The sequence below is a fragment of the Cedecea sp. VD22 genome, assembly GCF_037150195.1.
In the GTDB taxonomy this organism is placed as follows: domain Bacteria; phylum Pseudomonadota; class Gammaproteobacteria; order Enterobacterales; family Enterobacteriaceae; genus Cedecea.
Map to the genome: position 1 here is coordinate 101,186 of NZ_JBBCPX010000013.1, position 23,290 is coordinate 124,475.

Here is a 23,290-nt window from a genome sequence, read left to right on the forward strand (position 1 = left end):
GAATTCGTGTTGTCAGCTTTGCTAAATTAAGTATCTTAATTTTGTAATGGTTGGATAGTACATTGCATTATTAAAAATAAAGGAACCTGCGAGATTAATTTGTACATAAAGGGATTGTAAATAATGCCCGATAATACCAGACGGTTCCTTTAGGTCAAAAATAACGAATTTTAGTATAAGCGGCTGACATCTACCATTTTTGCATGGGCGAGAGAGTATTCAGCAGGCCTCAGTCTCATTCTTTGCTTAGCTAAATTCATTGCCTGCTGACTGGCGCCAGAAAAATCCTTCGGATTTTGCCCCTCGGAGATACCGCAGCCTTTTTGATAGTGAAAGTTGAATGTTTTGGGGATAACGCCAGAGTAATACTCATTTGAATACTCGGCGCTGCCTCCCTGCGCTTTGATAAAGCTGACAATATCATTCCCTATGTGGCTGCTGGGAGGGGAACACCGGACGTAGCTTTGTTTACCGTCGCCGCCAAAGACCGTTGCTTTAAGGCTGCTCATGCTGATGTTTTTAGCCGCTAAAGCATTCTTAATTTCTCTTAAATTTTGCTGCAGCCCGACTTCTGAATCAAAATGCGCGCAGAGAAGGTAATCATGCTGCTCTGATACGGCATAAAGCCCCAGGCAGGTTTGTATTGCCGGCATGGAAAGATCAAGCCCTTCTTTTTTGAACAGGCCATATTGGCCCTGTAATACGACGACTCTCATATAATTAATTTCCTATTAGATGAAATACCCGCGCAAAGAGTATAGCAATCTAAAAAGAATGACACGTAACCATTAGTGAGATATTTCTGTAAAACGCCAGATGCCTAATCAGAATAATTACAGTGCGATCGGGCGTAAATAACTTGTCCTGTCTCAGCTAAAAAATGCCAGCTTCACCGCAAATATCGCCAGGAACAGGCCGGTGGCTTTCCCCAGCAGATAAACCATGCCCGGCCGCGAACGCACTTTCTCTGCAAGCGAAGTCGTCAGGAAGATCATTATCGAACAGTAGATAAAGGTCAGCGCGGCGGCAGTACCGGCCAGAATAGCGAACGTCGGGATCCCCAGGCTGCGCGCCGGGTCGATAAACAGCGGCAGAAACATCACGTAAAACAGAATGGGTTTGGGGTTCATCAGAGTAATGACCATGCCCTGCAAAAACGGCGTTCTTTTACCGGTCACCGGCGGCGGCGGGGCGCTGGTTTTCGCTTTCATCAGCAGCTGCACACCCATCCATAGCAGGTAAGCGGCACCCAGCCACTTGATGACCTGGAAAGCATGCGGCGAGGATTCGAGCAGTGCAGCCACGCCCGCGATAGCCAGCCACAGCAGCACCTGGTCACCCAGAATAATCCCCATCAGGCAGAGATAGCCGCTGCGCGCGCCGCCTTTGCTGGCGCTGGTGATCAGGATCAGATTCCCGGGGCCGGGAATGATTAACAGCAGGATGAAAGAGACGACAAAGGTGCCGTAATGAATGATGCCGGGCATGCTCAGGTTTTCCTTAAAGTGCTTAGTTCAGATGATGCATTCTTGCTTTTATGCGCCGTACTGGCTGGCTTTATGATGGGAAGGAAGGCCGGTAGGCGGCAACCGAAAAGCGTGATATGTTTTCCTTATCTATGAAGAATTTCGATTTGTCGAAAGCTGCTCTTTCCAATAACTGACTGAAAATATGGCCGGAATAAAGCTAAATCAGCTGGAAATGCTGATAGCCGTAGTGGAAAACAATGGTTTCAGCGCCGCAGCCGCAGCATTGGGCTGTACTCAGTCGCGCATCAGCCATGCGATTGCCGAACTGGAAAAACAGCTAAATGTGCGCCTGCTGCATCGCTCGCGCAGCGGCTGCGTGCCGACTGCCGCCTGCATGCAAATCCTCAAAGATGCGAAAAAAATCATGCAGCTTCTGGACGGTATTGAGCAGACAGCGGCGGAAGCGCCGCAGCTTGCCGGGCGCGTGCGGGTGGCCTGCTTCCGCAGCGCGACGGCGAACCTGTTGCCGCCTTACTTTGAGGCGCTGGCCACGGCGCTGCCCGATATTCATCTGGATATTGATGACAGCGCGACGGAATACCATCACCTCAACGACGCGGTGGTGTCCGGGCGGGCGGATATCGGCATTACCATTCAGGGCTACACGGACTCGCTGCACGGCGTGCCGTACATCAGCGATCCTTACGTACTGATGCTGCCCCGCAGCTTCCGCCTGCGGCAGCCTTTTAGCTGGCAGCAGCTGGAAAACCTGCCGTTTATCCAGCCGAACGCCAACACCTTAAGCCCCGCCGTGGAGCGCTGCCGTGAGATGGGGCTGCGTAATGAGGTTGTGCATAAGCTGGCCAGCGACAGCGGGATAGTCGGGCTGGTGAATCAGGGCCTGGGGTTTTCCATTATGCCGTGGCTGTCGGTGCTGCCGGTGCCGGAGAATATGCGCATTCTGGATTTGCCCCAGCCGCTGCGCCGCCATTTATTCATCGTCACCCGCCCCGAGCTGCGCCATGACAGAGTGATCGCCACGCTGATTAATTTCCTGCGCGATAAGGCGCTGATCCGCACGACCAGCGTCTGGCGCTCGGGCATGCTGGCTTTCGATTACTGACCGGCTTCCAGCCACTGGCTGGTCAGGGACATGGCCTGAGTGTCAAAGTCGATGCGCATCCGCACCCCGAGCGGGAGCGTCAGCATCGGGTGCGTGTGGCAGCAGTCAAAATCAGAGACGATGGGGATCTCGCGGCCATTCAGCACTTCCCTCAGGATGTGCAGCGGCGTTTTTCCGCTGCCCTGGTCGTCAAACAGCTCGTGTCTGCCGATCACAATGGCGGCGATGCGGTCGAACACGCCGCACAGTAAAAGATGGGAAAACTCCCTCTCCAGCTCAGCCGCGCTTTGCAGGCTGCCCTCGATAAACAGAATATCTCCCCGGTTGATATCGGGCATGTATTCGCTGCCCCAGATGCCGTAAAGCGTATTCAGGTTGCCGCCAATGACGCGGCCTTCTACCTTGCCGGTGCCCTCGAAGCACCAGCTGCCCGGACGCAGAGTTTTCGCCCGGGATTGTGTTTCCCAGTCGAGCATTTCCTCGGTCCAGGCTGCGGGCTGGCTCAGCGTGTAAGGCAGTGCCTGAGACCGGCTGAGAATATTGAGGAAATAGTCAAACGTGCTGTCGACCAGCGGAGGGAACTCACCCAAAGAAGCCACCACCGCCGGGCCATAAAAGGTAATCAGCCTAGTTCTTTGATAGATGCCCGCCAGGAGCGCGGTTACGTCCGAATAGCCGATGATGATTTTGGGATCTTTCATCAGCTGCGCGTAGTCGATATAAGGCAGCAGCGAGTTGCTGTTTAAGCCGCCGATGGCCGAAATAATGCAGCGCACGTTCGGGTCATGCAAAAGGGCATTAAACTCATCCGCCCGCTCGCGAATAGAGCCAGAACGCCAGTAATCCTTTTTGCCTGTCAGGCTGCCCTCCTGCAGACAGAACCCCTGCGACTCAATAAATGCTTTTGCCCTTTGGTAGCGCTGTGGGGCAAACGCGGTGGCCGCCGATGAGGGGGAAAACACGGCGATCGTGTCCCCCGCCGTTAATGGGCGGGCATAAATCTGCGGCATGGCGACTTCTCCCTGTGGGTCAGTTATCGGCTGGCGGTAGCCGGGAAAACAAACTCAAACTCTTCCTGTTCAAACTCATCGGGCGCTTCCCACAGGCTGCTGGCGACTTCAAAAATCTCGTCCGGCACGACCATTGAGAAGGTTTCGCCTTGTTCGGTATTGCGGCGCTGTACGCGCTCGCGGCGAACGCTTTTGGGCGCGTCAAGGACGTGTACGCAAAACGGAATGCCTTCTTCCTGCAGCTGGCGGAGCAGGGCTAACCTTGGGCCTTGCTGAATCAACCCCAGCTCCAGCGCAATGCTGTTGGTGGCAAGCACCGTGCGGGCATAGCTCAGGATAAGCGCAATCAGCCGGTCTTTGCGTTCCACATACCAGGGCACAAAATTTCCGGCCGGGCGGTCGGGGCTGTAGAGCCGCACGAACCACTCGTCCAGCGCGATGTGGGTAAACCCGTCGGTTTTGGCCAGGGCTTTAGCGTAGGTCGATTTACCCGCACCAACCGGGCCTTCAATAAAGTGTATTTGGTTCATCGGATAAGCTTTTTGTAGGAGGAATTATCAGGCGCGTTTTGTCGCGTACTTAACGATAGTAGCGTGAGAAATGGCTTTTAAATAGCTACCTCATTTGTTGTTTTTATATGATATAACCATATTTTTTACGAGGTTAAGAGCTGGCAATTCCTGGCATAATTTTGAAATTTGTGAAGGATTTTTCTGTAATTCCCCTCTCTCTGCCAGGGAGAGGGGAAAAACAGAAGCGACGCTGTGGCTGAGTGAAACGTTGGACGAAAAGCGAAGCATAATTCTCAGTGGGAGAAGTTAAAAACCAACCAGCTACAGCGTTACAAGTCCACTTGCCGCCGCTTTCTGTGCCGCATCGCTAATGGGCTGATAATCATCCCTGTGCGTCACGCTAAAATCTTTTATCAGTAACGCCTCCCTTACTTCTTGCCACTCAGGCTCGCTCACCAGCCGTTTCAACGCGCGGCGCAGCTGCGCCAGTTCCACGGCTGAAGTTTGCGCCGAGGTGATCATCGGTAAACCCAGTGCCAGCGCCGTTGTGCCGATAGAAACCAGGCCCGCAACGCGTTCCGGTTCGTGATGAGCAACCAGCGCGAGAGTGACTGCATCAATGGCGGCAATATCGCTCGTGCCGGCCTGCACCTCCGCCAGCGACTGGCGGTGGCTGCCGCTAAAGGCGATGTCTGAGAAGAACTTCCCGTCTTTTTGCAGCGGGGTAACCAGGCTGCGAAAGCCGTGATAGCCGGACTGGGAGTCGTCGCTGTTGCAGACGACGCGCTTGCCCCGGAAATCTGCCAGCGTTTTTGCCGCGTCGGCTTCACGCACAATCAGCTGGCTGCTGTAGTGAAACCCTTCGCAGCCTGCCGCCTGATAATGAAACGTACCGACGACCTGCACGTTAGGCAGCAGGACGCACAGGGGATAACCGCAGGTCTGGCTGAGCAGCAGCCGCGAGTCTTGCCAGTGGCTCAGACGATCTTCGGGTTCGCTATACATCAAACTGTCGCCGTCCAGTCCTTCTTCGCTCAGTAGCAGGCGCAAGGTGGCTACCAGCGCTTCGGTATCCGGGTGATGCACGTCGTACATCGGCAGCGAGATAAGCTTACTCATGGGCTTTCTCCTGCGGCACCACGTCCTGCGCCAGGCGGCCGTCCGGGAAGAACGGGTTAATTTCCACCTGGATCGGCTTAATCAGATGCTCGCGCATCAGCTCGCCGTAACCGTTCACAAAGAAGCCCTGGTTCCGCTGCAGGTATTCCTCTTTATACGCGCGGTAAACGGTTGGCAGCCCGTACCACGGAATGCCGGGGAGATCGTGGTGCACTGAGTGATAGTTCAGATTCAAGAACAGCAGACGCCAGAACATGCCTGCTTCGTTAATCACCGTCCGGGCCTCGGGATCTTCCGCCGCGCGGTGTTCGAAGAAAGAGCGGACTTTGGTCATCGCCAGCATCGGCCAGGTGACGACCAGCAGGTAGTAAACCACCGAGAAATCATGCTTCACCAGCCAGCCGAGCACCGGGATAAGCAGCAGCAGATGTACCGTCCACATCGCCATCGCCGGGCGATTACCGCCGCGGAAAGTTTCCCAGATATTGATCGCCGTCCAGCGCATGGTCAGCACCGGCGTCAGCAGCAGCCTACCTGGGAAGGTGTTACGCAGGCGCACCAGCAAGCGCTGAACGCCGCTAAAATGCTGCCAGCGGCGGCGGGTAAAGTAGTAACTTTCCGGGTCAGTTTCCGGCACGGTCAGATCTTCATCCTGGTGATGTTTCAGATGCAGATCGCGATAAGTGCCGTACGGATACCAGATAGAAAAAGGGATCAGCCCGAACAGCTGGTTCAGGCGTGGGAAGCGCGTCGGGTGGCCGTGCAAAAGCTCATGCTGCAGCGACATATACCAGGTGGCTAACCAGATGAGCAGCAGCGTTGCCGGAAAGAGGCCAATGGTTTTCCACCACGCCACGGTGGCAAACCAGCCGCCGTAAATCGTGATAATCAGCAGCCAGGTGGGCAGCTCCGTGCGCCACAGCCACGAACGCCGCAGTTTACTGACAAATTCCCGTTGTTCTTCATGTAAATAGACCGACGCTCTGCCACTCATTTAACTTATCACTGCCCGCAATTAATCGTTGATTTGAGCAGAGAGTAAATCGTCGCCGCTAAAGCCCATAGGAATATAAATAGCTATGCTTAGAACATAAAATGCTTAAACAGAAAGAGAGAATAAAGGCAGAGGTGCGTAGCGGCATAACGACAGAAAAGGGCGGCTTTTGGTCGCCCTTCAGGCTTTACATTGACTCAATGCCAACCCGCTGGCCGTAGGAGAGTTCCAGCGTGTTACCGTCTGGATCGGCAAAGAACACGAAGTAACCCACCGGGTCGCCAAGCTGCTCTGGTTCTCTGCGCAGCACGCCTTCGGCTCTCGCCATTTCCGTCTTGCGATCAATTTCTTCTTTGGTTGCGCAGGCCACGCCCAGGTGACCAAAATTCCCCAGCGGCGTGTCGGTGTTGTTGTCTGCCTGCACCAGAACCAGCGCAAAAGGCCGGGTGCGATCGCTGAGCCAGGCCACCTTGCGTGCGTCCGGCAGGTCGGGTTCGCGCTGGTGAATCACTTTCATTGCGGTATAGCGGAGGTAGAAATCGACGCTTTTATCCAGATCCTTCACCATAAATGCGACGTGGGTAAAGCCGACATCAATCTGTTCCATAGTCTGCCCATTCAGCTGTTTTTGATGGCGTGACTTTACAACCTCAAGTTAACTTCAGGTCAAGGCGAGGGGCCAGCAAACGGGGCGCTTGAGCATTTTTGAACAAGTGGTAGGAAATTAAAAGAGCGCGAGGGGGAACCGACGGACTAACGGTTAGCGCTGTCCACCTGCTGGCTGCTTTGTTGGGTTTCTGCTTTTTTATCCTGATGGTGGTACCAGGCTCCGATGGAGGAATAAATAAAGCGACCAAAAAAGAACAGAAAACTGATGAGCAGAATAATGCGGGTCATGCGATTATTAAAACGGTTTCGTCTTTGCATAGTCGTAACCTGTGTCACGCAGGGGTCCTTAAGATTGGCCCGGCGATGCGGGCGACGGGGCTATTTAGTCACACAGAACCACTCAGGTCAATTATTCATCATGTAAAAACGGCCTGAATGAATGATTCATGGGCATTTCATTCATGAGGTGAATTTGTTGTGAACTAATATGAATCATATTCAGTCTGAATTTTACCTCAGCGGTGATTCATTGAACTGATACTGATATGCATCAATTATTCTTAATGTTGGCGAACTAAAATTTGTCCCCCGCAGTGACGGAAGATGGGCCGTAACGAACCGGAAAGGATATCCGGAAGATACCCGAAGAGGAACAGGGATTTTGGCGAAGATGTATGCAACTGGCTAGCTGGTATAAACAATCAAAAAGTAAATGGTGGGCACTGCCCCTGATTCTCCCCAGCCTGCTGCTGCCGCTGGTGGCAACGTTTAACGCGCAGACGGTACTGGATGGCGGGCGAGTTTTCCTGCTTTACATGTCGCTCCCGCTGCTAACCGCCTGCATCGTACTGTTCGGGCGCGCGGCTATTCCGGGCATTGTTCTGGCATTGCTGATTCGCTATCTGCCCTCAGAAGGCGTGTGGATTTCGTTGCTGGCCGTCCTGCACTTTATCGTGCCGATTACGGTCAGTTCGTGCTGCTATCGCTATTTTGTGTCGCGACGCAGCGCGGTGACCTTCGGCCTGATTCAGCTCACCGCTCAGCGTATGTTTTGGCTGGTGCTGGTTAACGCCGGGCTATTTCTGGTGTTCTACGAGATAGCGTTATTTTTAGGCTGGTACGATCGCAGTTTTTCTATTCTGTCCGCCACGCCGTGGAGCGCCAGGACATTAATTAATTTCCAGGCCGTGCTGGTGGGGGGATTAACCGGGCTGCCGTTCTTCTATTTTATTTTAAGAATGATAGTGCATCCGCGCTTTATCAAAAGCTTCTGGTCCCGCATGCGGGGACAGCGGCAGAAGGGCGTGACGCGAAGTGAAATGCTGCTCTGGGCCGCGCTCATTGGCCTGCTTATTTGGCTGCTGCTGTACCCGATTAGCCAAAACAAAACTATTTTTAATACCGATTACACGCTGACGCTTATTCTGCCCGTTATGCTGTGGGGGGCGATGCGTTTTGGCTTCTTGTTTATTACCAATGCCTGGACCGTGGTACTGATTATTCTCTGCGGCGGGTTCCATAATTACCTGCCGCCGGATATGGGCTTTCAGCTGCATTTGGCGATTGCGTCTTCCTGCTATGCGGTGTTTTCCATCACCATCTATTTAATGGCGGCGGTGACCACCCGACAGCGCTTCTTGCACTATAAAGCACGCCGCGTGGCGTTCATCGACCCGATGATGCAGATGCCGAATCTACGCGCGTTATCTCGCGACCTCGGGAACACGCCCTGGTCCGCGCTGGGATTTTTGTCGATTCCCGAGCTGGAGCTGCTGGGGCGAAACTACGGCGTTTTGCTGCGCATTCAATACAAACAGCAGCTGGCGGAATATTTGCGCGGCCAGCTGTCGCCCGGCGAGAGGGTGTACAACCTTTCCGGGCACGATCTCGCCCTGCGCCTCAATTATGAATCTCATCAGGCTAAAATTGAGTCTCTGTACGCCCATGCCCGACGGTTCCGCTTTATGTGGGACGGGATGCCGCTGCAGCCGCAAATCGGCATCAGCTATTGCTTTGTGCGCCACCCGGTGTCCCATCTCTACTTATTGCTCGGCGAGTTAAGCACCATGGCCGGGGTATCGCTCTCTACGCAACAGCCCGAAAGCCTGCAGCAAAAAGGCTCCAATCACATTCAGAATGCGGTCAAACGCAAAGTTGAAATGATGAACCGCCTCCAGCATGCGCTCGATCAGGACCTGTTTGTGCTGATGGCGCAGCGTATTGAAGGGTTACGGGGTGACGCCTACTACGAGGTGCTGCTGCGGATGCGCGACGATAAAGGCGAACTGCTGTCACCGGATATCTTTTTGCCCGTCGCCCATGAATTTGGGCTTTCATCCCGCATTGACCGCTGGGTGCTGAATGCCGCCCTGCAGTTTATGGATAAGCACCGCGACAGTTTGCCGGGCTGCAGGCTCGCCATTAACCTGACGCCCGCTTCGGTGTGTCAGGCCCAGCTTCCGGGGGATGTGCAGCATTTGCTGGCGAAGTACCGTATTGAGCCGTGGCAGCTGGTTTTTGAAGTGACAGAAAGTCACTCTTTAACCAACCTTGAACAGGCCAATGTAACGTTGAAGATGCTGCAGCGCATGGGTTGCCGGGTGGCTATCGACGACTTTGGCACAGGCTATGCCAGCTATGCGCGTCTGAAAGAGCTGAGCGCCGACATCCTTAAAATTGACGGCAGCTTTATCCGCAATATTTTAACCAGCAGCCTGGATTACCAGGTGGTGAGCTCGATATGCCAGCTGGCAAGAATGAAGAAGATGCAGGTTGTGGCGGAATATGTGGAAACGCAGGCGCTGAAAGATGCCGTCCGGGCGATGGGCATGGATTATGTGCAGGGATATTTGATTGGTCGCCCTCAGCCGCTGGAGAGCCTTGCTGAAGAACAAAGCCCCTCTGCACCGGAAGACGCAAAGGGGCTGATGGAGTAAATCAGGCGGAGAGCGCCGCTTCGGCCTCTTCTTCGATGGTCAGCTTCCAGCCGGTCATGCTTTCCCAATACAGCTGTTCACGCTCCAAATCCAGCTGAACCAGCGTGTTCTGGCTGAACCAGTCGTGCGGGAAGCGCAGCCTCCAGTGGTTGTCGTCGGTTTCCAGCACCAGCGTCGGCGGGGTGGTTGTCGCCTGGCGCTGGTTATTCAGCAGCGTGGCCAGACGAATCAGCTGAATCAGCGGCAGGAACTGTTTCTTTTTAAACAGGGTGAAGCGCGGCAGATCGTCCAGCTTAATGGCCTTGCGGTGGTAGCGCACCAGGGAAGCCATCAGTACCTGCTGCTCCTGGTTGAAGCCCGGCAGGTTGCTGTTTTGCAGAATGTAGGCCGAGTGGCGGTGCATCCCGCTGTGGTTGATGCCCAGCCCGACTTCATGCAGCATCGCGGCCCACTTCAGCAGCGCGGCCATCTGCGGGTTAGCCAGCTTGTGGTTCTGTTTTTCCCACTGCTGGTACAGCAGTTCAACGGTTTCCAGTACCCGACGAGCCTGATCGCTGTCGATGTGGTACTGCTCCGCCAGGCTTTGCGCGGTGCGAATGCGAATATCCTGATGGCGGAAGCGGCCTTCCATTTCGTACAGCACGCCTTCGCGCAGCGCACCGTCAGACAGGCGCAGCTCGCGGATGGCGAGCGCATCAAACACGCCGCACAGAATGGCCAGCCCAGGCACAAACACCGCTTTACGCTCTTCGGACAGGCCCGGCAGGCTCAGGGCGTCGAAGGTTTTAAACTTCAGCACTTCCTGCTGGAGCATGTCCAGGCGTTCCGGGGTGATCATCCCGTCTTTTTCGCCCATCTCGATCAGCACTTCATGCGCCGCTTTAATGGAGCCAGAGGCGCCCATCGCGACTTTCCAGCCCTGCAGGCGATATTGCCAGGCAAGGGTTTCCAGTTTTTGGATAGCCGCCATGCGGGCGCGCTTGAAGTTTTCCGGGCTGATGACGCCGCCAGGGAAGAAGTTTTGTGCGAAGCTGACGCAGCCCATACGGCGACTTTCCACCAGCATTGGCTCAAAATCTTCGCCGATCACCAGCTCGGTGGAGCCCCCGCCGATATCAATCACCAGCTTGCGGCCTTTCTCCGGCTGAGTGTGTTCCACGCCCATAAAAATCAGACGGGCTTCTTCGTTCCCGGGAATGATTTCGATCGGGTAGGGGATCACTTTCTCCGCGCGTTTCAGAAACTCAGCGGCATTGGTGGCCTCGCGAAGCGAGTGGGTGCCCACAATGCACACGTTGTCTGCTGCAAATCCCTGCAGGCGTTCGGCAAACAGCGCCAGGCAGGAGAGCCCACGCTCCATGGCCTCCTCGCTTAATTTGTTATCGGGCCCGAGGCCATCCGCGAGGTGCACGCGCTGCTTCAGGCGGCCAATGATTTGCATGGCGCCATCCACCACACGGGCAATGACCATGTGGAAGCTGTTCGAGCCGAGGTCGACCGCAGCAAATTCCTGCGGCCGTGGAGCATGGTTTGATATCGGCATAATTTTATCTTCGCCTGAGAGCGTTAGTCAGGTTGTTCCAGAGTTTTAATATAATCGTAGATCGCCAGCTGCGAACGCACTTTCCGGCGGTTGCCGCGCGGCACATAGCGATTACTCAGTTCTTTGTCGATGATGCGCGCTTTCACCGTGTCGTTCAGCTGGATATCAATGATATCGAGCATACGCTGCTTCAGGCGCGGATCGAGGACCGGGACGGCCACTTCAATGCGGTAGTCGATGTTACGGGTCATCCAGTCGGCAGAGGAGAGGAAGACTTTTTTATCGCCACCGTTTTCAAAAATATAGACCCGGTCGTGCTCGAGGTAGCGGTCAACGATACTCTGCACGCGGATATTATCGCTGATCCCGTCGAGTTCTGGAATCAGCGAACACATGCCGCGTATCAGCAGGTTCACCTTCACGCCCGCGCTGGAGGCCGCATAAAGTCTGTCCACCAAGCCTTTGTCTACCAGGTTATTCAGCTTCAGCGTGATCCCGGCAGGCTGCCCGTTCTGGGCATTTTTGATTTCGCGATCGACCAAATCGTACAGCAGGCGACGCGAGTTCTGCGGCGACACCAGCAGATAGTCGAAGGTCACCGGGCGGTACGGATTTTCGATAAAGTTGAACACGCGACGCACTTCGTTGGTGATGCGAGCATCGGCGGTTAACAGGGAATAGTCCGTGTAGAGACGGGCGGTTTTCTCGTTAAAGTTACCGGTCCCAATATGCGCATAACGCACAATCTCTTCGCCTTCCATGCGGGAAATAAGGAACAGCTTGGCGTGAATTTTCAGCCCCGGCGCGGAGAAGATAACGTGCACACCCGCCTCGGTAAGGCGCTTCGCCCAGTGGATATTCGCTTCTTCGTCAAAACGTGCCTGCAGCTCGACCACCACGGTGACTTTCTTGCCGTTATGGGCGGCGTGGATCATGGCGTCAATAATGCGTGAGTCTTTCGCCACGCGGTAGATATTGATTTTAATCGCCAGCACGCTTGGATCGAAGGAGGCCTGGCGCAGCAGCTCAAGGACGTGTTCGAAGGTGTGGTACGGGTAGTAAAGCAGGACGTCACGCTCGCGGATGGCGTCGAACCCGTTACGGAATTTATCGAACCAGATATGGCGCAGGCGCGGCAGCGGCTTGTTCACCAGGTTAGCTTTCCCGACGTTCGGGAAGCCAATAAAGTCTTTAAAATTGTGGTAGCGTCCGCCGGGAATGATCGAGTCGTAGTTGGAAATGGTCAGCTTGTCGCGCAGCATCTCCACCATCGCATCCGGCATATCGCGCTGATAAACAAAGCGCACCGGCTCGGCGGTCAGACGCTGTTTCAGGCTGGAGGACATCAGTTCCAGCAGGCTGGATTCCATTTCGGTAACCAGGTCGTACTCGGCGTCACGCGTCATCTTCATTGAATAGGCGTTGAGCGCGTCGTAGTCGAAGAACCCTTTGAAGATCTCGTCCAGGCAGTAGCGCAGGATGTTATCCAGCAGGATCATCGGCTTGCGGCGACGTGGTGCTTCCGGCGGCAGGTTCACAAACCGCGGCACTTTGTCAGACGGGATCTCCAGCAGCGCGTAGCGAATGCTGTCCCCACGAATGATTTCGACCGCCAGGTAGGTGTAATCGTCCTTCAGGAACTGCACCAGGTCGGTATCGCGGTTGATCAAAATCGGCGTGATGTGCGGGCGAAGCTGATGCTTGAAGTAGCTGCGCAGCCAGCTTTGCTGATTTTCGGAAAGCTGACGTTCGTTAATCAGGAAGATTTGGTTGCGGGCCATTTCCAGCAGCAGCTCGTTATACAGGCTGTCAAATTCCTGATCGGCCTTCAGCACCCGAGCCTGAATCTTGTTCAGCAGGTGGCGCTGGTTGGAAGGAGAACCCTGTTCTTCACTGATTAAAATGCGGCGCTTCAGTTCGGCGAAACGCACTTTATAGAATTCATCGAGGTTATTGGAATAGATGCCGAGAAAACGCATCCTTTCAATCAACGGGTTGAGCTTGTCCGCCGCTTCCTGCAGAACGCGTTCGTTAAAAGACAACCAGCTCAGTTCTTTTTCGATATACAGCTTATCCTGACCCATTAGTCCTCACACTCCGTTTTCGTGGACGTGGCAATGCCGTCACCGTCACGTCAGTTATTATGGCGAGCTTTAGCGGAGAATGTCCAACTATGCAGATGAAACTCTCTCATCTGACCATGACAACTTTATGAGAGACAGACACAAAAAAAGGGCCTAAGCCCTTTTTAGTTAAATTATTCTGCTGCATGTCCCTGCGGGGGCAGCTGCACGCCATCAAGCCAGGCGGCGTTTTGGCGCATTTTTAGGCGATCGTCGAGGAACCAGCTGACGACCAGCGGGTAAATCGCGTGTTCCTGGTGCTGAACGCGGGCGGTGATTTCGTCCTCATCATCCCCTTCAAATACCGGCACTTTGGCCTGCAAAATGACCGGGCCGCCGTCCAGTTCGTCAGTGACAAAATGCACGGAGGTGCCGTGCTCTTCATCGCCGTTTTCCAGCACCTGGCGGTGGGTATGCAGACCGGGATATTTCGGCAGCAGGGAAGGGTGAATGTTGAGTAAACGACCGCTGTAGCGCGCCACAAAGGCCGGGCTGAGAATGCGCATATAACCCGCGAGCACCACGACGTCCGGCGCGTAGGCGTCAATCTCCTGCATCAGCTGGCGATCGAACGCCTCGCGGCTGGCAAACTCGCTTGCCGCCAGCGCGTGGGTCGGGATCCCGGCTTCGCGGGCTCGCTCAAGGCCGAACGCGTCGGCCTTATTGCTGAACACCGCGCTGATGGTGCCGTTAATCTTCTTCTGCTGGCAGGCGTCAATGATCGCCTGCAGATTGCTTCCGTTACCGGAAATCAGCACCACAATGTGTTTCATTACTCAATAACCACGCGCTCTTCGGAATCAGATGCCTTGATGATACCGATTTTCCACGCTTTTTCACCTTTGGCCTGCATCAGCGCAACGGCTTTATCCGCTTCTGCCGCCGGCAGCGCAATGACCATGCCCACGCCGCAGTTAAAGGTGCGGTACATTTCGTGGCGGCTGATGTTGCCGGCCTGCTGCAGCCAGTTGAAGACGGCTGGCCACTGCCAGGAAGATTCGGTGATAACGGCCTGGGTGTTGTCCGGCAGTACGCGCGGAATGTTTTCCCAGAAGCCGCCGCCGGTCAGGTGGGCGATGGCGTGAACATCCACGTTTTCAATCAGCTCAAGGATGTTTTTCACGTAAATGCGGGTTGGCTCGAGCAGGTGATCCGCCAGAGGTTTCCCTTCCAGTTCGGTGGTCAGCGGGTCGGTGCCGCTCACTTCCAGCACTTTGCGCACCAGCGAGTAGCCGTTGGAGTGCGGGCCGCTTGAACCCAGCGCAATCAGGACATCGCCATCGGCAACTTTAGACCCGTCGATGATTTCAGACTTCTCAACCACGCCCACGCAGAACCCGGCCACGTCGTAGTCTTCCCCGTGGTACATGCCTGGCATTTCAGCGGTTTCACCGCCAACCAGCGAGCAGCCTGACTGCAGGCAGCCTTCGGCGATGCCGGTGATAACGCTGGCGGCAGTATCCACGTCCAGCTTGCCGGTGGCGTAGTAGTCGAGGAAGAACAGCGGCTCGGCGCCCTGAACCACCAGGTCGTTCACGCACATGGCGACCAGGTCAATGCCGATCGCGTCGTGGCGTTTTAAATCCATGGCCAGACGCAGCTTGGTCCCCACACCGTCGGTGCCGGAAACCAGAATCGGTTCGCGATATTTCTGAGGCAACGCGCACAGCGCACCGAAACCGCCCAGGCCACCCATCACTTCCGGGCGGCGGGTCTTTTTCACTACGCCTTTAATTCTGTCGACCAGAGCGTTACCAGCATCAATATCTACACCGGCATCTTTATAGCTGAGAGAGGTTTTATCGGTCACTGCTCGTTCCCCACGGGTGGTATATAAGAAAAACGCGGCAATTCTAACAGCGGAGGCAAACGTTTGCGAGCCTCTTGTCATCGGCAAGAAAAGAATTCCTGAGATAGACTCAATCCAGTCCGGTTGATCTCGATCATCCCATTAGCTGTAGCGCAGCGGCAAAAAAGCGGTATAATCCGGCGATTTTTTTTGTGGTAGCCAACTATCTCGGGGGAGAAAGAGTATGAAGATCGTGGAAGTGAAACACCCACTCGTCAAACACAAGCTGGGCCTGATGCGCGAGCAAGACATCAGCACCAAGCGCTTTCGTGAACTCGCCTCTGAAGTAGGCAGCCTGCTTACTTATGAAGCCACTGCGGACCTGGAAACCGAGAAAGTCACCATCGAAGGCTGGAACGGCCCGGTGGAAGTCGACCAGATCAAAGGCAAAAAAATTACCGTTGTGCCAATTCTGCGTGCTGGCCTTGGCATGATGGAAGGCGTTCTGGAAAACGTACCCAGCGCGCGTATCAGCGTCGTTGGCGTTTACCGCGATGAAGAAACCCTGCAGCCGGTGCCTTACTTCCAGAAGCTGGTTTCTAATATAGAAGAACGTATGGCGCTGGTGGTTGACCCGATGCTGGCGACCGGCGGTTCTATGATTGCCACCATCGACCTGCTGAAAAAAGCGGGTTGTACCAGCATTAAGGTACTGGTGCTGGTTGCCGCGCCGGAAGGCATCGCCGCGCTGGAAAAAGCGCACCCGGACGTGGAGCTGTACACCGCTTCTATCGATCAGGGTCTCAACGAGCACGGGTACATTATTCCTGGCCTCGGTGATGCGGGCGATAAGATATTCGGAACAAAATAAGATTCATCAGCCGACTTTGAAAGTCGGCTTTTTTTTGATTGAAGCAAACACCGTTCGTTAAAAATAACACTTAGAGGAAAACAACATGACCCGCCGCGCCATTGGGGTAAGTGAACGCCCGCCCTTACTGCAAACGATTCCGTTGAGCCTGCAGCATCTGTTCGCCATGTTCGGCGCAACCGTGCTGGTGCCAATTCTGTTCCACATCAACCCGGCCACGGTGCTGCTGTTTAACGGTATTGGCACCTTACTTTATCTGTTCATCTGTAAAGGCAAAATCCCGGCGTATCTGGGGTCTAGCTTCGCGTTTATCTCTCCGGTATTGCTGCTGCTGCCGCTGGGGTATGAAGTAGCCCTCGGCGGATTTATCATGTGCGGCGTGCTGTTCTGCATCGTGGCGCTGATTGTGAAAAAAGCCGGTACCGGCTGGCTGGACGTGATGTTCCCTCCGGCGGCGATGGGTGCGATTGTGGCGGTTATCGGTCTTGAGCTGGCGGGCGTGGCGGCTAACATGGCCGGGCTGCTGCCCGCGGAAGGCTCATCCCCGGATTCCACCACCATTATTATCTCGCTGGTGACGCTGGCGGTCACGGTGTTTGGTTCCGTGCTGTTCCGTGGTTTTATGGCCATTATCCCGATTCTCATCGGCGTGCTGGCGGGTTACGCGCTCTCCTTCGCCATGGGCGTGGTAGACGTGACGCCCATCCGCGAAGCGCACTGGTTCGCGCTGCCAACCTTCTATACGCCTCGCTTTGAATGGTTCGCTATCTTCACCATTCTGCCTGCGGCGCTGGTGGTTATTGCCGAACACGTGGGTCACCTTGTGGTGACCGCGAATATCGTGAAAAAAGACCTGATTCGTGACCCGGGCCTGCACCGTTCGATGTTTGCCAACGGCATTTCAACCGTGTTCTCCGGCTTCTTCGGCTCCACGCCAAACACCACCTACGGTGAGAACATCGGCGTCATGGCGATCACCCGCGTGTACTCGACCTGGGTTATCGGCGGTGCGGCAATTATCGCCATTCTGCTTTCCTGTGTCGGCAAACTGGCGGCGGCGATTCAAATCATTCCGGTGCCGGTGATGGGCGGTGTTTCTCTGTTGCTGTACGGAGTGATCGGCGCCTCCGGTATTCGCGTGCTGATCGAATCCAAAGTGGATTACAGCAAAGCGCAAAACCTGATCCTGACCTCCGTGATCCTGATCATCGGGGTGAGCGGGGCGAAGGTGCACATTGGTGCGGCAGAGCTGAAAGGCATGGCGCTGGCGACCATCGTCGGCGTGGGCCTGAGTCTTATTTTCAAACTTATCAGCATACTGCGCCCGGAAGAAGTCGTGCTTGACGCGAAAGACAACGACGCGCAGGCCTGATCGTTTCCTCGCCGGGCGGATCCTCGCCCGGTTCTAAACCTCAGCCATTCTGTGTTAGACTCGTTTCGATTTTCTGCCTGTTATGGTTGAGGTACTTCTGAATACGCCGGCACAGCTCTCACTGCCACTCTATCTTCCCGACGACGAAACCTTTGCGAGTTTCTGGCCGGGTGACAACCCTTCTTTATTAGCCGCCCTGCAGGCGGTACTCCGTCAGGATCACAGCGGGTACATCTATTTCTGGTCGCGTGAAGGCGGCGGGCGCAGCCATTTGCTGCATGCGGCCTGCGCAGAGCTTTCCCAGCGCGGTGAAGCCGTGGGCTATGTGCCGCTGGATAAGCGCACCTGGTTTGTGCCGGAAGTGCTCGACGGGATGGAGCAGCTGTCGCTGGTTTGCATCGACAATATCGAATGCGTGGCCGGGGACGAGCCGTGGGAAATGGCGATCTTCAATCTTTATAATCGCATTCTGGAATCCGGGAAAACGCGTCTGCTGATCACTGGTGACAGGCCGCCTCGCCAGCTTAATCTGCAGTTGCCTGACCTGGCTTCCCGTCTCGATTGGGGGCAAATCTACAAGCTGCAGCCGCTTTCCGATGACGACAAGCTGCAGGCGCTGCAGCTGCGCTCCCGGTTGCGGGGGTTTGAGCTGCCGGAAGACGTGGGGCGTTTCCTGTTAAAACGCCTCGATCGCGAAATGCGAACCCTGTTTATGACGCTCGATCAGCTCGATCACGCCTCGATTACCGCCCAGCGCAAACTCACTATTCCGTTCGTCAAAGAGATCCTCAGCCTGTAGTTTTCCCCGTCCGCCGACGGGGAATGTCGCGTTATACCTGGCGTAATCTTTCTGCCGCAGCGTCCAGCGTCGCTTCCTGCTTAGCAAAGCACAGGCGAATCAGCTTGTGCGGGAAAGCATCCGCGCAGAACACCGACAGCGGGATCGCCGCCACGCCCACTTCTTTGGTCAGCCACTGGCAGAAACTCACGTCGTCGAGATCGGAGATTGCGCTGTAGTCGGCCAGCAGGAAGTAAGTCCCTTCGCAGGGCAAAATTTCAAACCGGCTGTCCGCCAGCGCTTCAACAAAGCGGTCGCGGCGCGCGCGGTAGAATTCCGGCAGTTCACGATAATGTTCCGGTTCGGCACGCAGCATGTCGGCAATCGCAAGCTGCGCCGGGGTATTCACTGCAAACGTCAGGTACTGGTGAACTTTGCGCAGCTCCGCGCTGATGGCCGCCGGTGCCACGCAGTAGCCCACTTTCCAGCCCGTCATATGGAACGTTTTGCCGAAAGAGGACACAGAGATAGCGCGCTCGCGCAGCTGCGGGTGGGCCAGCACGCTGGCGTGGCCTTCTTCGTCGAAGCAGATATGCTCGTACACTTCGTCGCTCAGCACGTAGACTTCGTGCTGCGCAATGGCCTGCCACAGCGCGGTAAAATCACTTTTGCGCCAGACGGTAGCGGAGGGGTTGTGCGGCGTGTTAAGAATGACGAGGCGAGTTTTGTCGCTCAGCAGGGCAGCAAATTCTTGCCAGTCGACGCGGAAGTGCGGCGGCTGGAGAGCAATACGTTTCAGAATGCCGCCGGAAAGCGTCACGGCTGGGGCATAGCTGTCATAGCTTGGGTCAAAGCAAATCACTTCATCGCCCGGACGAACCAGCGCGGTGATGGCGGCATAAAGCGCTTCGGTGGCGCCAGCGGTGACCGTAATATCAGTATTGGCATCCGGCTTGTGGCCGTACAGCGCTTCGGTTTTCTCGGCGATGGCTTCGCGCAGGGCTGGAACGCCGGTCATCGGTGCATACTGGTTTGCGCCCTGGCTGACGTGAAACGCCAGGCGTTCCTGCAGGTAGCGCGGGCCGTCAAAATCCGGGAATCCCTGGGAAAGGTTAATCGCATTGTGCTGCTGCGCGAGGGCGCTCATTTGCGTGAAAATAGTGGTGCCGAGCGCCGGCAGTTTGCTTTCTGGAATCAAAGGGGAGTGGCTCATTATTCTTCGACCTTAACGTGGTGCGTGTGTTTCCCTGTGTTGCCGGGACTATAACACGATGTTAAGATTTAGCAATCAAGACGCTTAGACGTCTAAATAATAATGACCTCAGTTGCCAACATAACGCAGCGTTAACGGCTGGAGAGATGATGATTCGCGCCATTGTTACCGATATTGAAGGCACCACCAGCGACATTCGCTTTGTGCACAACATCCTGTTCCCGTATGCCCGCGAACGCCTCGCGGGTTTTGTTCGCGAGCAGCAAAATGAAATAGCCCCAATACTCAACGACCTGCGGGCGGAAATTAATGAACCGCAGGCGGATATTGAACGGCTGATTGAGACGTTGTTTAGCTTCATGGATGTAGATCGTAAATCTACCGCGCTAAAAGCGCTGCAGGGCCTTATCTGGCGGGATGGCTACGTGAATGGAGACTTCACCGGCCATCTCTATGATGACGTTCTGCCCGCGCTCAAGGCCTGGAAACAGCAGGGTATTGCCCTGTATGTCTATTCATCCGGCTCGGTGGCGGCGCAGAAGCTGCTTTTTGGCTACAGCGACGCCGGGAATATTACTGAGTTGTTCAGCGGCTATTTTGATACCCACGTAGGGGCCAAGCGTGAAGCGCAGTCCTACCGCAACATCGCGGCGGAGATCGGCGTGGCACCTGAGTCGCTGCTGTTCTTATCAGATATTCACCAGGAGCTGGATGCTGCACGGGAAGGCGGTTGGCAAACCGTGCAGCTTATTCGCGGCGAGGCGGATGACGTCAGCCGCCATCGCCAGGTAAACCGTTTCGACCACATTAATCTGGAGTCGTTTTCTTCATGAGCGCATTGACCATTTTTACCGATACCGAAGCAAAGGAGCCGGTATGGCACAGCACGGACGCGCAAGAAATTCGCGAGCAGTTGAACGCCAAAGACGTGCGTTTTGAACGCTGGGAAGCGAACCAGGATTTAGGCAACGACCCAACGCCGGAAACGGTGATCCACGCTTATCAGCATGCTATCGACAAGCTGGTGGCGGAGAAGGGCTATCAGAGTTGGGATGTGATCAGCCTGCGGGCGGACAACCCGCAGAAAGACGTGCTGCGGACTAAATTCCTGTCTGAACATACCCACGGCGAAGATGAAGTACGTTTCTTCGTCGAAGGCGCGGGGCTGTTCTGCCTGCATCTGGACGACAAGGTGTATCAGATCCTCTGCGAGAAGAACGACCTGATTTCCGTCCCGGCCGGGACACCGCACTGGTTTGATATGGGGTCCGAGCCGCATTTCACCGCGATTCGTATTTTTGATAACCCGGAAGGCTGGGTGGCGCACTTTACCGGCGATGCGATTGCGGATGCTTATCCACGCTTGCCGTAGGCTGTGATTGACCCTCTCCTGGCAAAGGAGAGGGGAAAATTGTGAATCTGTAGTGCGTTCTATTCCTTCTCCCCTTTGGGGAGAAGGTCAGAATGAGGGGCATTATTTCTTCGGTAAAAATACCCCATCCCGAACCTGTTCCGGCGTCACCATGCCCGTATCCAAAATCCAGCCGCTAATCAACTCTGCCGGGGTAACGTCAAACGCCGGGTTATACACGCTTGCGTTGTCTGGCGCCCACTGCACGCTGCCAAAGCTGCCCGCCACGCCGGTCACTTCACTGGCGGCACGCTGCTCAATCGGAATGGCTTCGCCGTTCGGACAATTTCTGTCGAGCGTGGTATGAGGCGCGGCAACGTAGAATGGAATGCCGTGGTAATGCGCCAGCACGGCCAGGCTGTAGGTGCCGATCTTATTGGCCACGTCACCGTTCGCGGCGATGCGGTCCGCGCCCACCCAGATGGCGTCCACCTGCTTTTTCGCCATCAGGCTGGCGGCCATGGAATCGCAAATCAGCTGGTAAGGAATACCCAGCTCCCCTAATTCCCACGCCGTTAGCCTGCCGCCCTGCAGCAGCGGGCGGGTTTCGTCCACCCAAACGCTGGCGACGTTCCCTTCGTTAAATGCCCGCTGAATAACGCCCAGCGCGGTGCCGACGCCTGCGGTAGCCAGCCCGCCGGTATTGCAGTGGGTCAGCAGGCGGCTACCGGGTTTAACCAGCGCCGCGCCCGCCTGGGCGATGTTATCGCACAGCACTTTATCTTCTGCCACCAGCCGCAGCGCCTCTTCTTCGAGCGCAGCCACAACATTTTCCTGAGCCAGCGCCTGCTTCATGCGGTCGAGGTTATTCATCAGGTTTACCGCCGTCGGGCGGGACGCCCGCAGGGTTTCCAGGGCATCAGCGAGCTGAGCTTTTGTCAGCCCTTGCTCCGCCAACAGCGCCAGCAGCAGGCTGGCGGAAAGGCCGATGAGCGGCGCGCCGCGTACGCTGAGGGCGTGAATATGCGCGACCAGCTGTGACACGGTGTGCGCCGGGAGCCAGTTTTTCTGCTGCGGCAGCGCCTGCTGATCAAGGATCCAAAGCTGGTTATCACGCACTTCCAGGCTGGTGGTTTTTAAATTATGCATTCGTGTTAATTCCATGTTGCGTTGTTGCGGTATATTGTGCCAACATGACTTCCAGATGTATAGACGTCCAAACGTCTTAATTGACTTTATTTTCTGAGAGGATCGCCATGTCGCAATACCGCACTTTTACCGCCGCTGACGCAGTGGCCTATGCTCAACAGTTTGGCGGGCTGCAGACGCCGTCTGAGCTGGTGGAGGCGCAGGAAGTGGGCGACGGCAACCTCAATCTGGTGTTTAAAATCTTTGATAATCATGGCGTCAGCCGGACTATCGTGAAGCAGGCGCTGCCGTATGTGCGCTGCGTGGGCGAGTCCTGGCCGCTGACGCTGGATCGCGCTCGCCTTGAGGCGCAAACCCTGGTGGAGCACTACCAGCACAGCCCGGAACACACGGTCAACGTGGTGCATTACGACCCAGAGTTGGCGGTGATGGTGATGGAAGATCTCTCCAGCCATCGCATCTGGCGCGGCGAGTTGGTGAAGGGCGTGTATTATCCTCAGGCGGCCAGCCAGCTTGGTGAGTATCTGGCAAAAGCGCTGTTCCACACGTCAGATTTTTATCTGCATCCGCACGATAAGAAGGCGCTGGTTGCCCGCTTTATCAACCCGGAAATGTGCGAAATCACAGAAGATCTGTTCTTTAACGATCCGTATCAGATCCACGAGCGAAATAACTACCCGGCCGCGCTGGAAGAACAGGTTGCCGCGCTGCGAAGCGACAGCGACCTGAAGTTGGCCGTGGCGTTGCTGAAGCATAAATTCTTTTCCAGCGCGGAAGCGCTGCTGCACGGCGACATCCACAGCGGGTCGATTTTCGTTGCGGAAGGTAGCCTGAAAGCGATCGACGCTGAATTTGGTTACGTGGGCCCGGCCGGGTTTGATCTTGGGACCGCCATCGGCAACCTGCTGCTGAACTACTGCGCGCTGCCGGGGCATTTTGGTCCACGGGATGCAGCCAGCCAGCGTGAACAGCGCCTGAAGGATATTCAGGAACTGTGGCTGAGCTTCTCAGAGCGCTTTACGGCGCTTGCCCGCGAGAAAACACGCGACTCGGCGCTGGCAACGGAAGGCTACGTTGAGCACTACCTGCAAAAAGTGTGGGTTGATGCGGTAGGCTTCTGCGGCACCGAACTGATTCGCCGCTCGGTTGGTTTGTCGCACGTTGCCGATCTGGAAAGTATTGAGGATGAGGCGGCGCGCCTGGCCTGCGTCAGCCATGCTATTGAGCTGGGCAAGTTTTTGATTCTGATCGCCGGGCAGGTGAATTCGGTGGATGAGTTTATTGCGAGGGTTCGGCAGAAGGGGTGAGTTTCTTTGCCTCAAAATTTAT

The 23,290-nt window shown here is 55.5% G+C and carries 22 protein-coding genes; 8 read left to right on the top strand and 14 right to left on the bottom strand.

Features of this window, described 5'->3' with window-relative positions:
- Positions 1 to 170: 170 nt before the first annotated feature.
- A complete protein-coding gene (locus tag WFK85_RS19120) occupies positions 171 to 716 on the bottom strand; it encodes a hypothetical protein (RefSeq protein WP_166990506.1) in 546 nt (181 codons plus the stop codon).
- Between the two features lie 153 nt (positions 717 to 869).
- On the bottom strand, positions 870 to 1,487 hold the full coding sequence (locus WFK85_RS19125) for a LysE family transporter (protein ID WP_336709017.1): 618 nt from the start codon (positions 1,485 to 1,487) through the stop codon (positions 870 to 872).
- Between the two features lie 184 nt (positions 1,488 to 1,671).
- Between WFK85_RS19125 and WFK85_RS19130 the strand changes: the two genes are divergently transcribed.
- Positions 1,672 to 2,592 (top strand): LysR family transcriptional regulator, encoded by a 921-nt coding sequence (locus tag WFK85_RS19130; protein ID WP_336709018.1) that lies wholly within the window; start codon positions 1,672 to 1,674, stop codon positions 2,590 to 2,592.
- Here WFK85_RS19130 and WFK85_RS19135 read toward each other — a convergent pair.
- The 6 genes from WFK85_RS19135 to WFK85_RS19160 form a co-directional block, all read right to left on the bottom strand.
- Entirely contained in the window at positions 2,586 to 3,602 is a 1,017-nt protein-coding gene (locus WFK85_RS19135) for a S66 family peptidase (protein WP_336709019.1), read from the bottom strand. The genes WFK85_RS19130 and WFK85_RS19135 overlap by 7 nt on opposite strands.
- Before the next feature lie 23 nt (positions 3,603 to 3,625).
- Positions 3,626 to 4,132 carry an AAA family ATPase gene (locus WFK85_RS19140; protein ID WP_336709020.1) on the bottom strand — a complete coding sequence of 169 codons (507 nt, stop codon included), beginning with the start codon at positions 4,130 to 4,132 and terminating at the stop codon, positions 3,626 to 3,628.
- A 303-nt stretch (positions 4,133 to 4,435) separates the two neighbouring features.
- On the bottom strand, positions 4,436 to 5,233 hold the full coding sequence (locus tag WFK85_RS19145; RefSeq protein ID WP_336709021.1) for a phosphate/phosphite/phosphonate ABC transporter substrate-binding protein: 798 nt from the start codon (positions 5,231 to 5,233) through the stop codon (positions 4,436 to 4,438).
- The gene (locus WFK85_RS19150) at positions 5,226 to 6,227 is read right to left on the bottom strand and encodes a fatty acid desaturase (protein WP_008459379.1); all 1,002 of its coding nucleotides are present in this window, start codon (positions 6,225 to 6,227) and stop codon (positions 5,226 to 5,228) included. The genes WFK85_RS19145 and WFK85_RS19150 overlap by 8 nt, the downstream gene beginning before the upstream one ends.
- Positions 6,228 to 6,414: 187 nt before the next feature.
- On the bottom strand, positions 6,415 to 6,834 hold the full coding sequence (locus WFK85_RS19155; protein ID WP_166990523.1) for a VOC family protein: 420 nt from the start codon (positions 6,832 to 6,834) through the stop codon (positions 6,415 to 6,417).
- 146 nt (positions 6,835 to 6,980) lie between these two features.
- Complete coding sequence (locus WFK85_RS19160) at positions 6,981 to 7,154, bottom strand: YfgG family protein (RefSeq protein WP_034809523.1); 174 nt, start codon at positions 7,152 to 7,154, stop codon at positions 6,981 to 6,983.
- A gap of 356 nt (positions 7,155 to 7,510) precedes the next feature.
- Here WFK85_RS19160 and WFK85_RS19165 point away from each other — a divergent pair, with 356 nt between their 5' ends.
- Positions 7,511 to 9,772 carry an EAL domain-containing protein gene (locus WFK85_RS19165; RefSeq protein ID WP_166990526.1) on the top strand — a complete coding sequence of 754 codons (2,262 nt, stop codon included), beginning with the start codon at positions 7,511 to 7,513 and terminating at the stop codon, positions 9,770 to 9,772.
- A 1-nt stretch (position 9,773) separates the two neighbouring features.
- On the opposite strand, the gene ppx is transcribed toward WFK85_RS19165, so the two are convergent.
- From ppx to purM, 4 genes are all read right to left on the bottom strand, one after another.
- Positions 9,774 to 11,315, bottom strand: coding sequence for an exopolyphosphatase (gene ppx, locus WFK85_RS19170; RefSeq protein WP_166990529.1), 1,542 nt, complete (start codon positions 11,313 to 11,315; stop codon positions 9,774 to 9,776).
- Between the two features lie 23 nt (positions 11,316 to 11,338).
- Positions 11,339 to 13,399, bottom strand: a complete 2,061-nt coding sequence (gene ppk1 / locus WFK85_RS19175) for a polyphosphate kinase 1 (protein ID WP_166871768.1) — start codon at positions 13,397 to 13,399, stop codon at positions 11,339 to 11,341.
- A gap of 173 nt (positions 13,400 to 13,572) precedes the next feature.
- Positions 13,573 to 14,211 carry a phosphoribosylglycinamide formyltransferase gene (purN, locus tag WFK85_RS19180; protein ID WP_039296046.1) on the bottom strand — a complete coding sequence of 213 codons (639 nt, stop codon included), beginning with the start codon at positions 14,209 to 14,211 and terminating at the stop codon, positions 13,573 to 13,575.
- Positions 14,211 to 15,248, bottom strand: a complete 1,038-nt coding sequence (gene purM, locus WFK85_RS19185) for a phosphoribosylformylglycinamidine cyclo-ligase (RefSeq protein ID WP_166990532.1) — start codon at positions 15,246 to 15,248, stop codon at positions 14,211 to 14,213. Before purM ends, purN begins: the two co-directional genes overlap by 1 nt.
- A 223-nt stretch (positions 15,249 to 15,471) precedes the next feature.
- Here purM and upp point away from each other — a divergent pair, with 223 nt between their 5' ends.
- The 3 genes from upp to WFK85_RS19200 all read left to right on the top strand — a co-directional run bounded on the left by upp (position 15,472) and on the right by WFK85_RS19200 (position 18,269).
- A complete protein-coding gene (upp, locus tag WFK85_RS19190) occupies positions 15,472 to 16,098 on the top strand; it encodes a uracil phosphoribosyltransferase (protein WP_008459367.1) in 627 nt (208 codons plus the stop codon).
- Between the two features lie 85 nt (positions 16,099 to 16,183).
- Positions 16,184 to 17,470 (top strand): uracil permease, encoded by a 1,287-nt coding sequence (gene uraA, locus WFK85_RS19195; protein ID WP_166990535.1) that lies wholly within the window; start codon positions 16,184 to 16,186, stop codon positions 17,468 to 17,470.
- 97 nt (positions 17,471 to 17,567) lie between these two features.
- A complete protein-coding gene (locus WFK85_RS19200; protein WP_213715630.1) occupies positions 17,568 to 18,269 on the top strand; it encodes a DnaA inactivator Hda in 702 nt (233 codons plus the stop codon).
- Between the two features lie 31 nt (positions 18,270 to 18,300).
- Here WFK85_RS19200 and WFK85_RS19205 read toward each other — a convergent pair whose 3' ends face one another.
- A complete protein-coding gene (locus tag WFK85_RS19205; protein ID WP_166990538.1) occupies positions 18,301 to 19,461 on the bottom strand; it encodes a methionine aminotransferase in 1,161 nt (386 codons plus the stop codon).
- Between the two features lie 149 nt (positions 19,462 to 19,610).
- Here WFK85_RS19205 and mtnC point away from each other — a divergent pair, with 149 nt between their 5' ends.
- Positions 19,611 to 20,294 (top strand): acireductone synthase, encoded by a 684-nt coding sequence (gene mtnC / locus WFK85_RS19210; RefSeq protein WP_336709027.1) that lies wholly within the window; start codon positions 19,611 to 19,613, stop codon positions 20,292 to 20,294.
- A complete protein-coding gene (locus tag WFK85_RS19215; protein ID WP_008459357.1) occupies positions 20,291 to 20,833 on the top strand; it encodes a 1,2-dihydroxy-3-keto-5-methylthiopentene dioxygenase in 543 nt (180 codons plus the stop codon). The genes mtnC and WFK85_RS19215 overlap by 4 nt, the downstream gene beginning before the upstream one ends.
- Positions 20,834 to 20,935: 102 nt before the next feature.
- On the opposite strand, the gene mtnA is transcribed toward WFK85_RS19215, so the two are convergent.
- Positions 20,936 to 21,961 (bottom strand): S-methyl-5-thioribose-1-phosphate isomerase, encoded by a 1,026-nt coding sequence (gene mtnA / locus WFK85_RS19220; protein ID WP_336709022.1) that lies wholly within the window; start codon positions 21,959 to 21,961, stop codon positions 20,936 to 20,938.
- 107 nt (positions 21,962 to 22,068) lie between these two features.
- Between mtnA and mtnK the strand changes: the two genes are divergently transcribed.
- A complete protein-coding gene (gene mtnK / locus WFK85_RS19225) occupies positions 22,069 to 23,268 on the top strand; it encodes an S-methyl-5-thioribose kinase (protein ID WP_166990544.1) in 1,200 nt (399 codons plus the stop codon).
- The last annotated feature ends 22 nt before the right edge of the window (positions 23,269 to 23,290 follow it).

Excerpts from the sequence above, each read along its gene's own strand:
- WFK85_RS19120 (WP_166990506.1), bottom strand. The coding sequence starts at position 716 with ATGAGAGTCGTCGTATTACAGGGCCAATATGGCCTGTTCAAAAAAGAA.
- WFK85_RS19125 (WP_336709017.1), bottom strand. The coding sequence starts at position 1,487 with ATGCCCGGCATCATTCATTACGGCACCTTTGTCGTCTCTTTCATCCTG.
- WFK85_RS19130 (WP_336709018.1), top strand. The coding sequence starts at position 1,672 with ATGGCCGGAATAAAGCTAAATCAGCTGGAAATGCTGATAGCCGTAGTG.
- WFK85_RS19135 (WP_336709019.1), bottom strand. The coding sequence starts at position 3,602 with ATGCCGCAGATTTATGCCCGCCCATTAACGGCGGGGGACACGATCGCC.
- WFK85_RS19140 (WP_336709020.1), bottom strand. The coding sequence starts at position 4,132 with ATGAACCAAATACACTTTATTGAAGGCCCGGTTGGTGCGGGTAAATCG.
- WFK85_RS19145 (WP_336709021.1), bottom strand. The coding sequence starts at position 5,233 with ATGAGTAAGCTTATCTCGCTGCCGATGTACGACGTGCATCACCCGGAT.
- WFK85_RS19150 (WP_008459379.1), bottom strand. The coding sequence starts at position 6,227 with ATGAGTGGCAGAGCGTCGGTCTATTTACATGAAGAACAACGGGAATTT.
- WFK85_RS19155 (WP_166990523.1), bottom strand. The coding sequence starts at position 6,834 with ATGGAACAGATTGATGTCGGCTTTACCCACGTCGCATTTATGGTGAAG.
- WFK85_RS19160 (WP_034809523.1), bottom strand. The coding sequence starts at position 7,154 with ATGCAAAGACGAAACCGTTTTAATAATCGCATGACCCGCATTATTCTG.
- WFK85_RS19165 (WP_166990526.1), top strand. The coding sequence starts at position 7,511 with ATGCAACTGGCTAGCTGGTATAAACAATCAAAAAGTAAATGGTGGGCA.
- ppx (WP_166990529.1), bottom strand. The coding sequence starts at position 11,315 with ATGCCGATATCAAACCATGCTCCACGGCCGCAGGAATTTGCTGCGGTC.
- ppk1 (WP_166871768.1), bottom strand. The coding sequence starts at position 13,399 with ATGGGTCAGGATAAGCTGTATATCGAAAAAGAACTGAGCTGGTTGTCT.
- purN (WP_039296046.1), bottom strand. The coding sequence starts at position 14,211 with ATGAAACACATTGTGGTGCTGATTTCCGGTAACGGAAGCAATCTGCAG.
- upp (WP_008459367.1), top strand. The coding sequence starts at position 15,472 with ATGAAGATCGTGGAAGTGAAACACCCACTCGTCAAACACAAGCTGGGC.
- uraA (WP_166990535.1), top strand. The coding sequence starts at position 16,184 with ATGACCCGCCGCGCCATTGGGGTAAGTGAACGCCCGCCCTTACTGCAA.
- WFK85_RS19205 (WP_166990538.1), bottom strand. The coding sequence starts at position 19,461 with ATGAGCCACTCCCCTTTGATTCCAGAAAGCAAACTGCCGGCGCTCGGC.
- mtnC (WP_336709027.1), top strand. The coding sequence starts at position 19,611 with ATGATTCGCGCCATTGTTACCGATATTGAAGGCACCACCAGCGACATT.
- WFK85_RS19215 (WP_008459357.1), top strand. The coding sequence starts at position 20,291 with ATGAGCGCATTGACCATTTTTACCGATACCGAAGCAAAGGAGCCGGTA.
- mtnA (WP_336709022.1), bottom strand. The coding sequence starts at position 21,961 with ATGCATAATTTAAAAACCACCAGCCTGGAAGTGCGTGATAACCAGCTT.
- mtnK (WP_166990544.1), top strand. The coding sequence starts at position 22,069 with ATGTCGCAATACCGCACTTTTACCGCCGCTGACGCAGTGGCCTATGCT.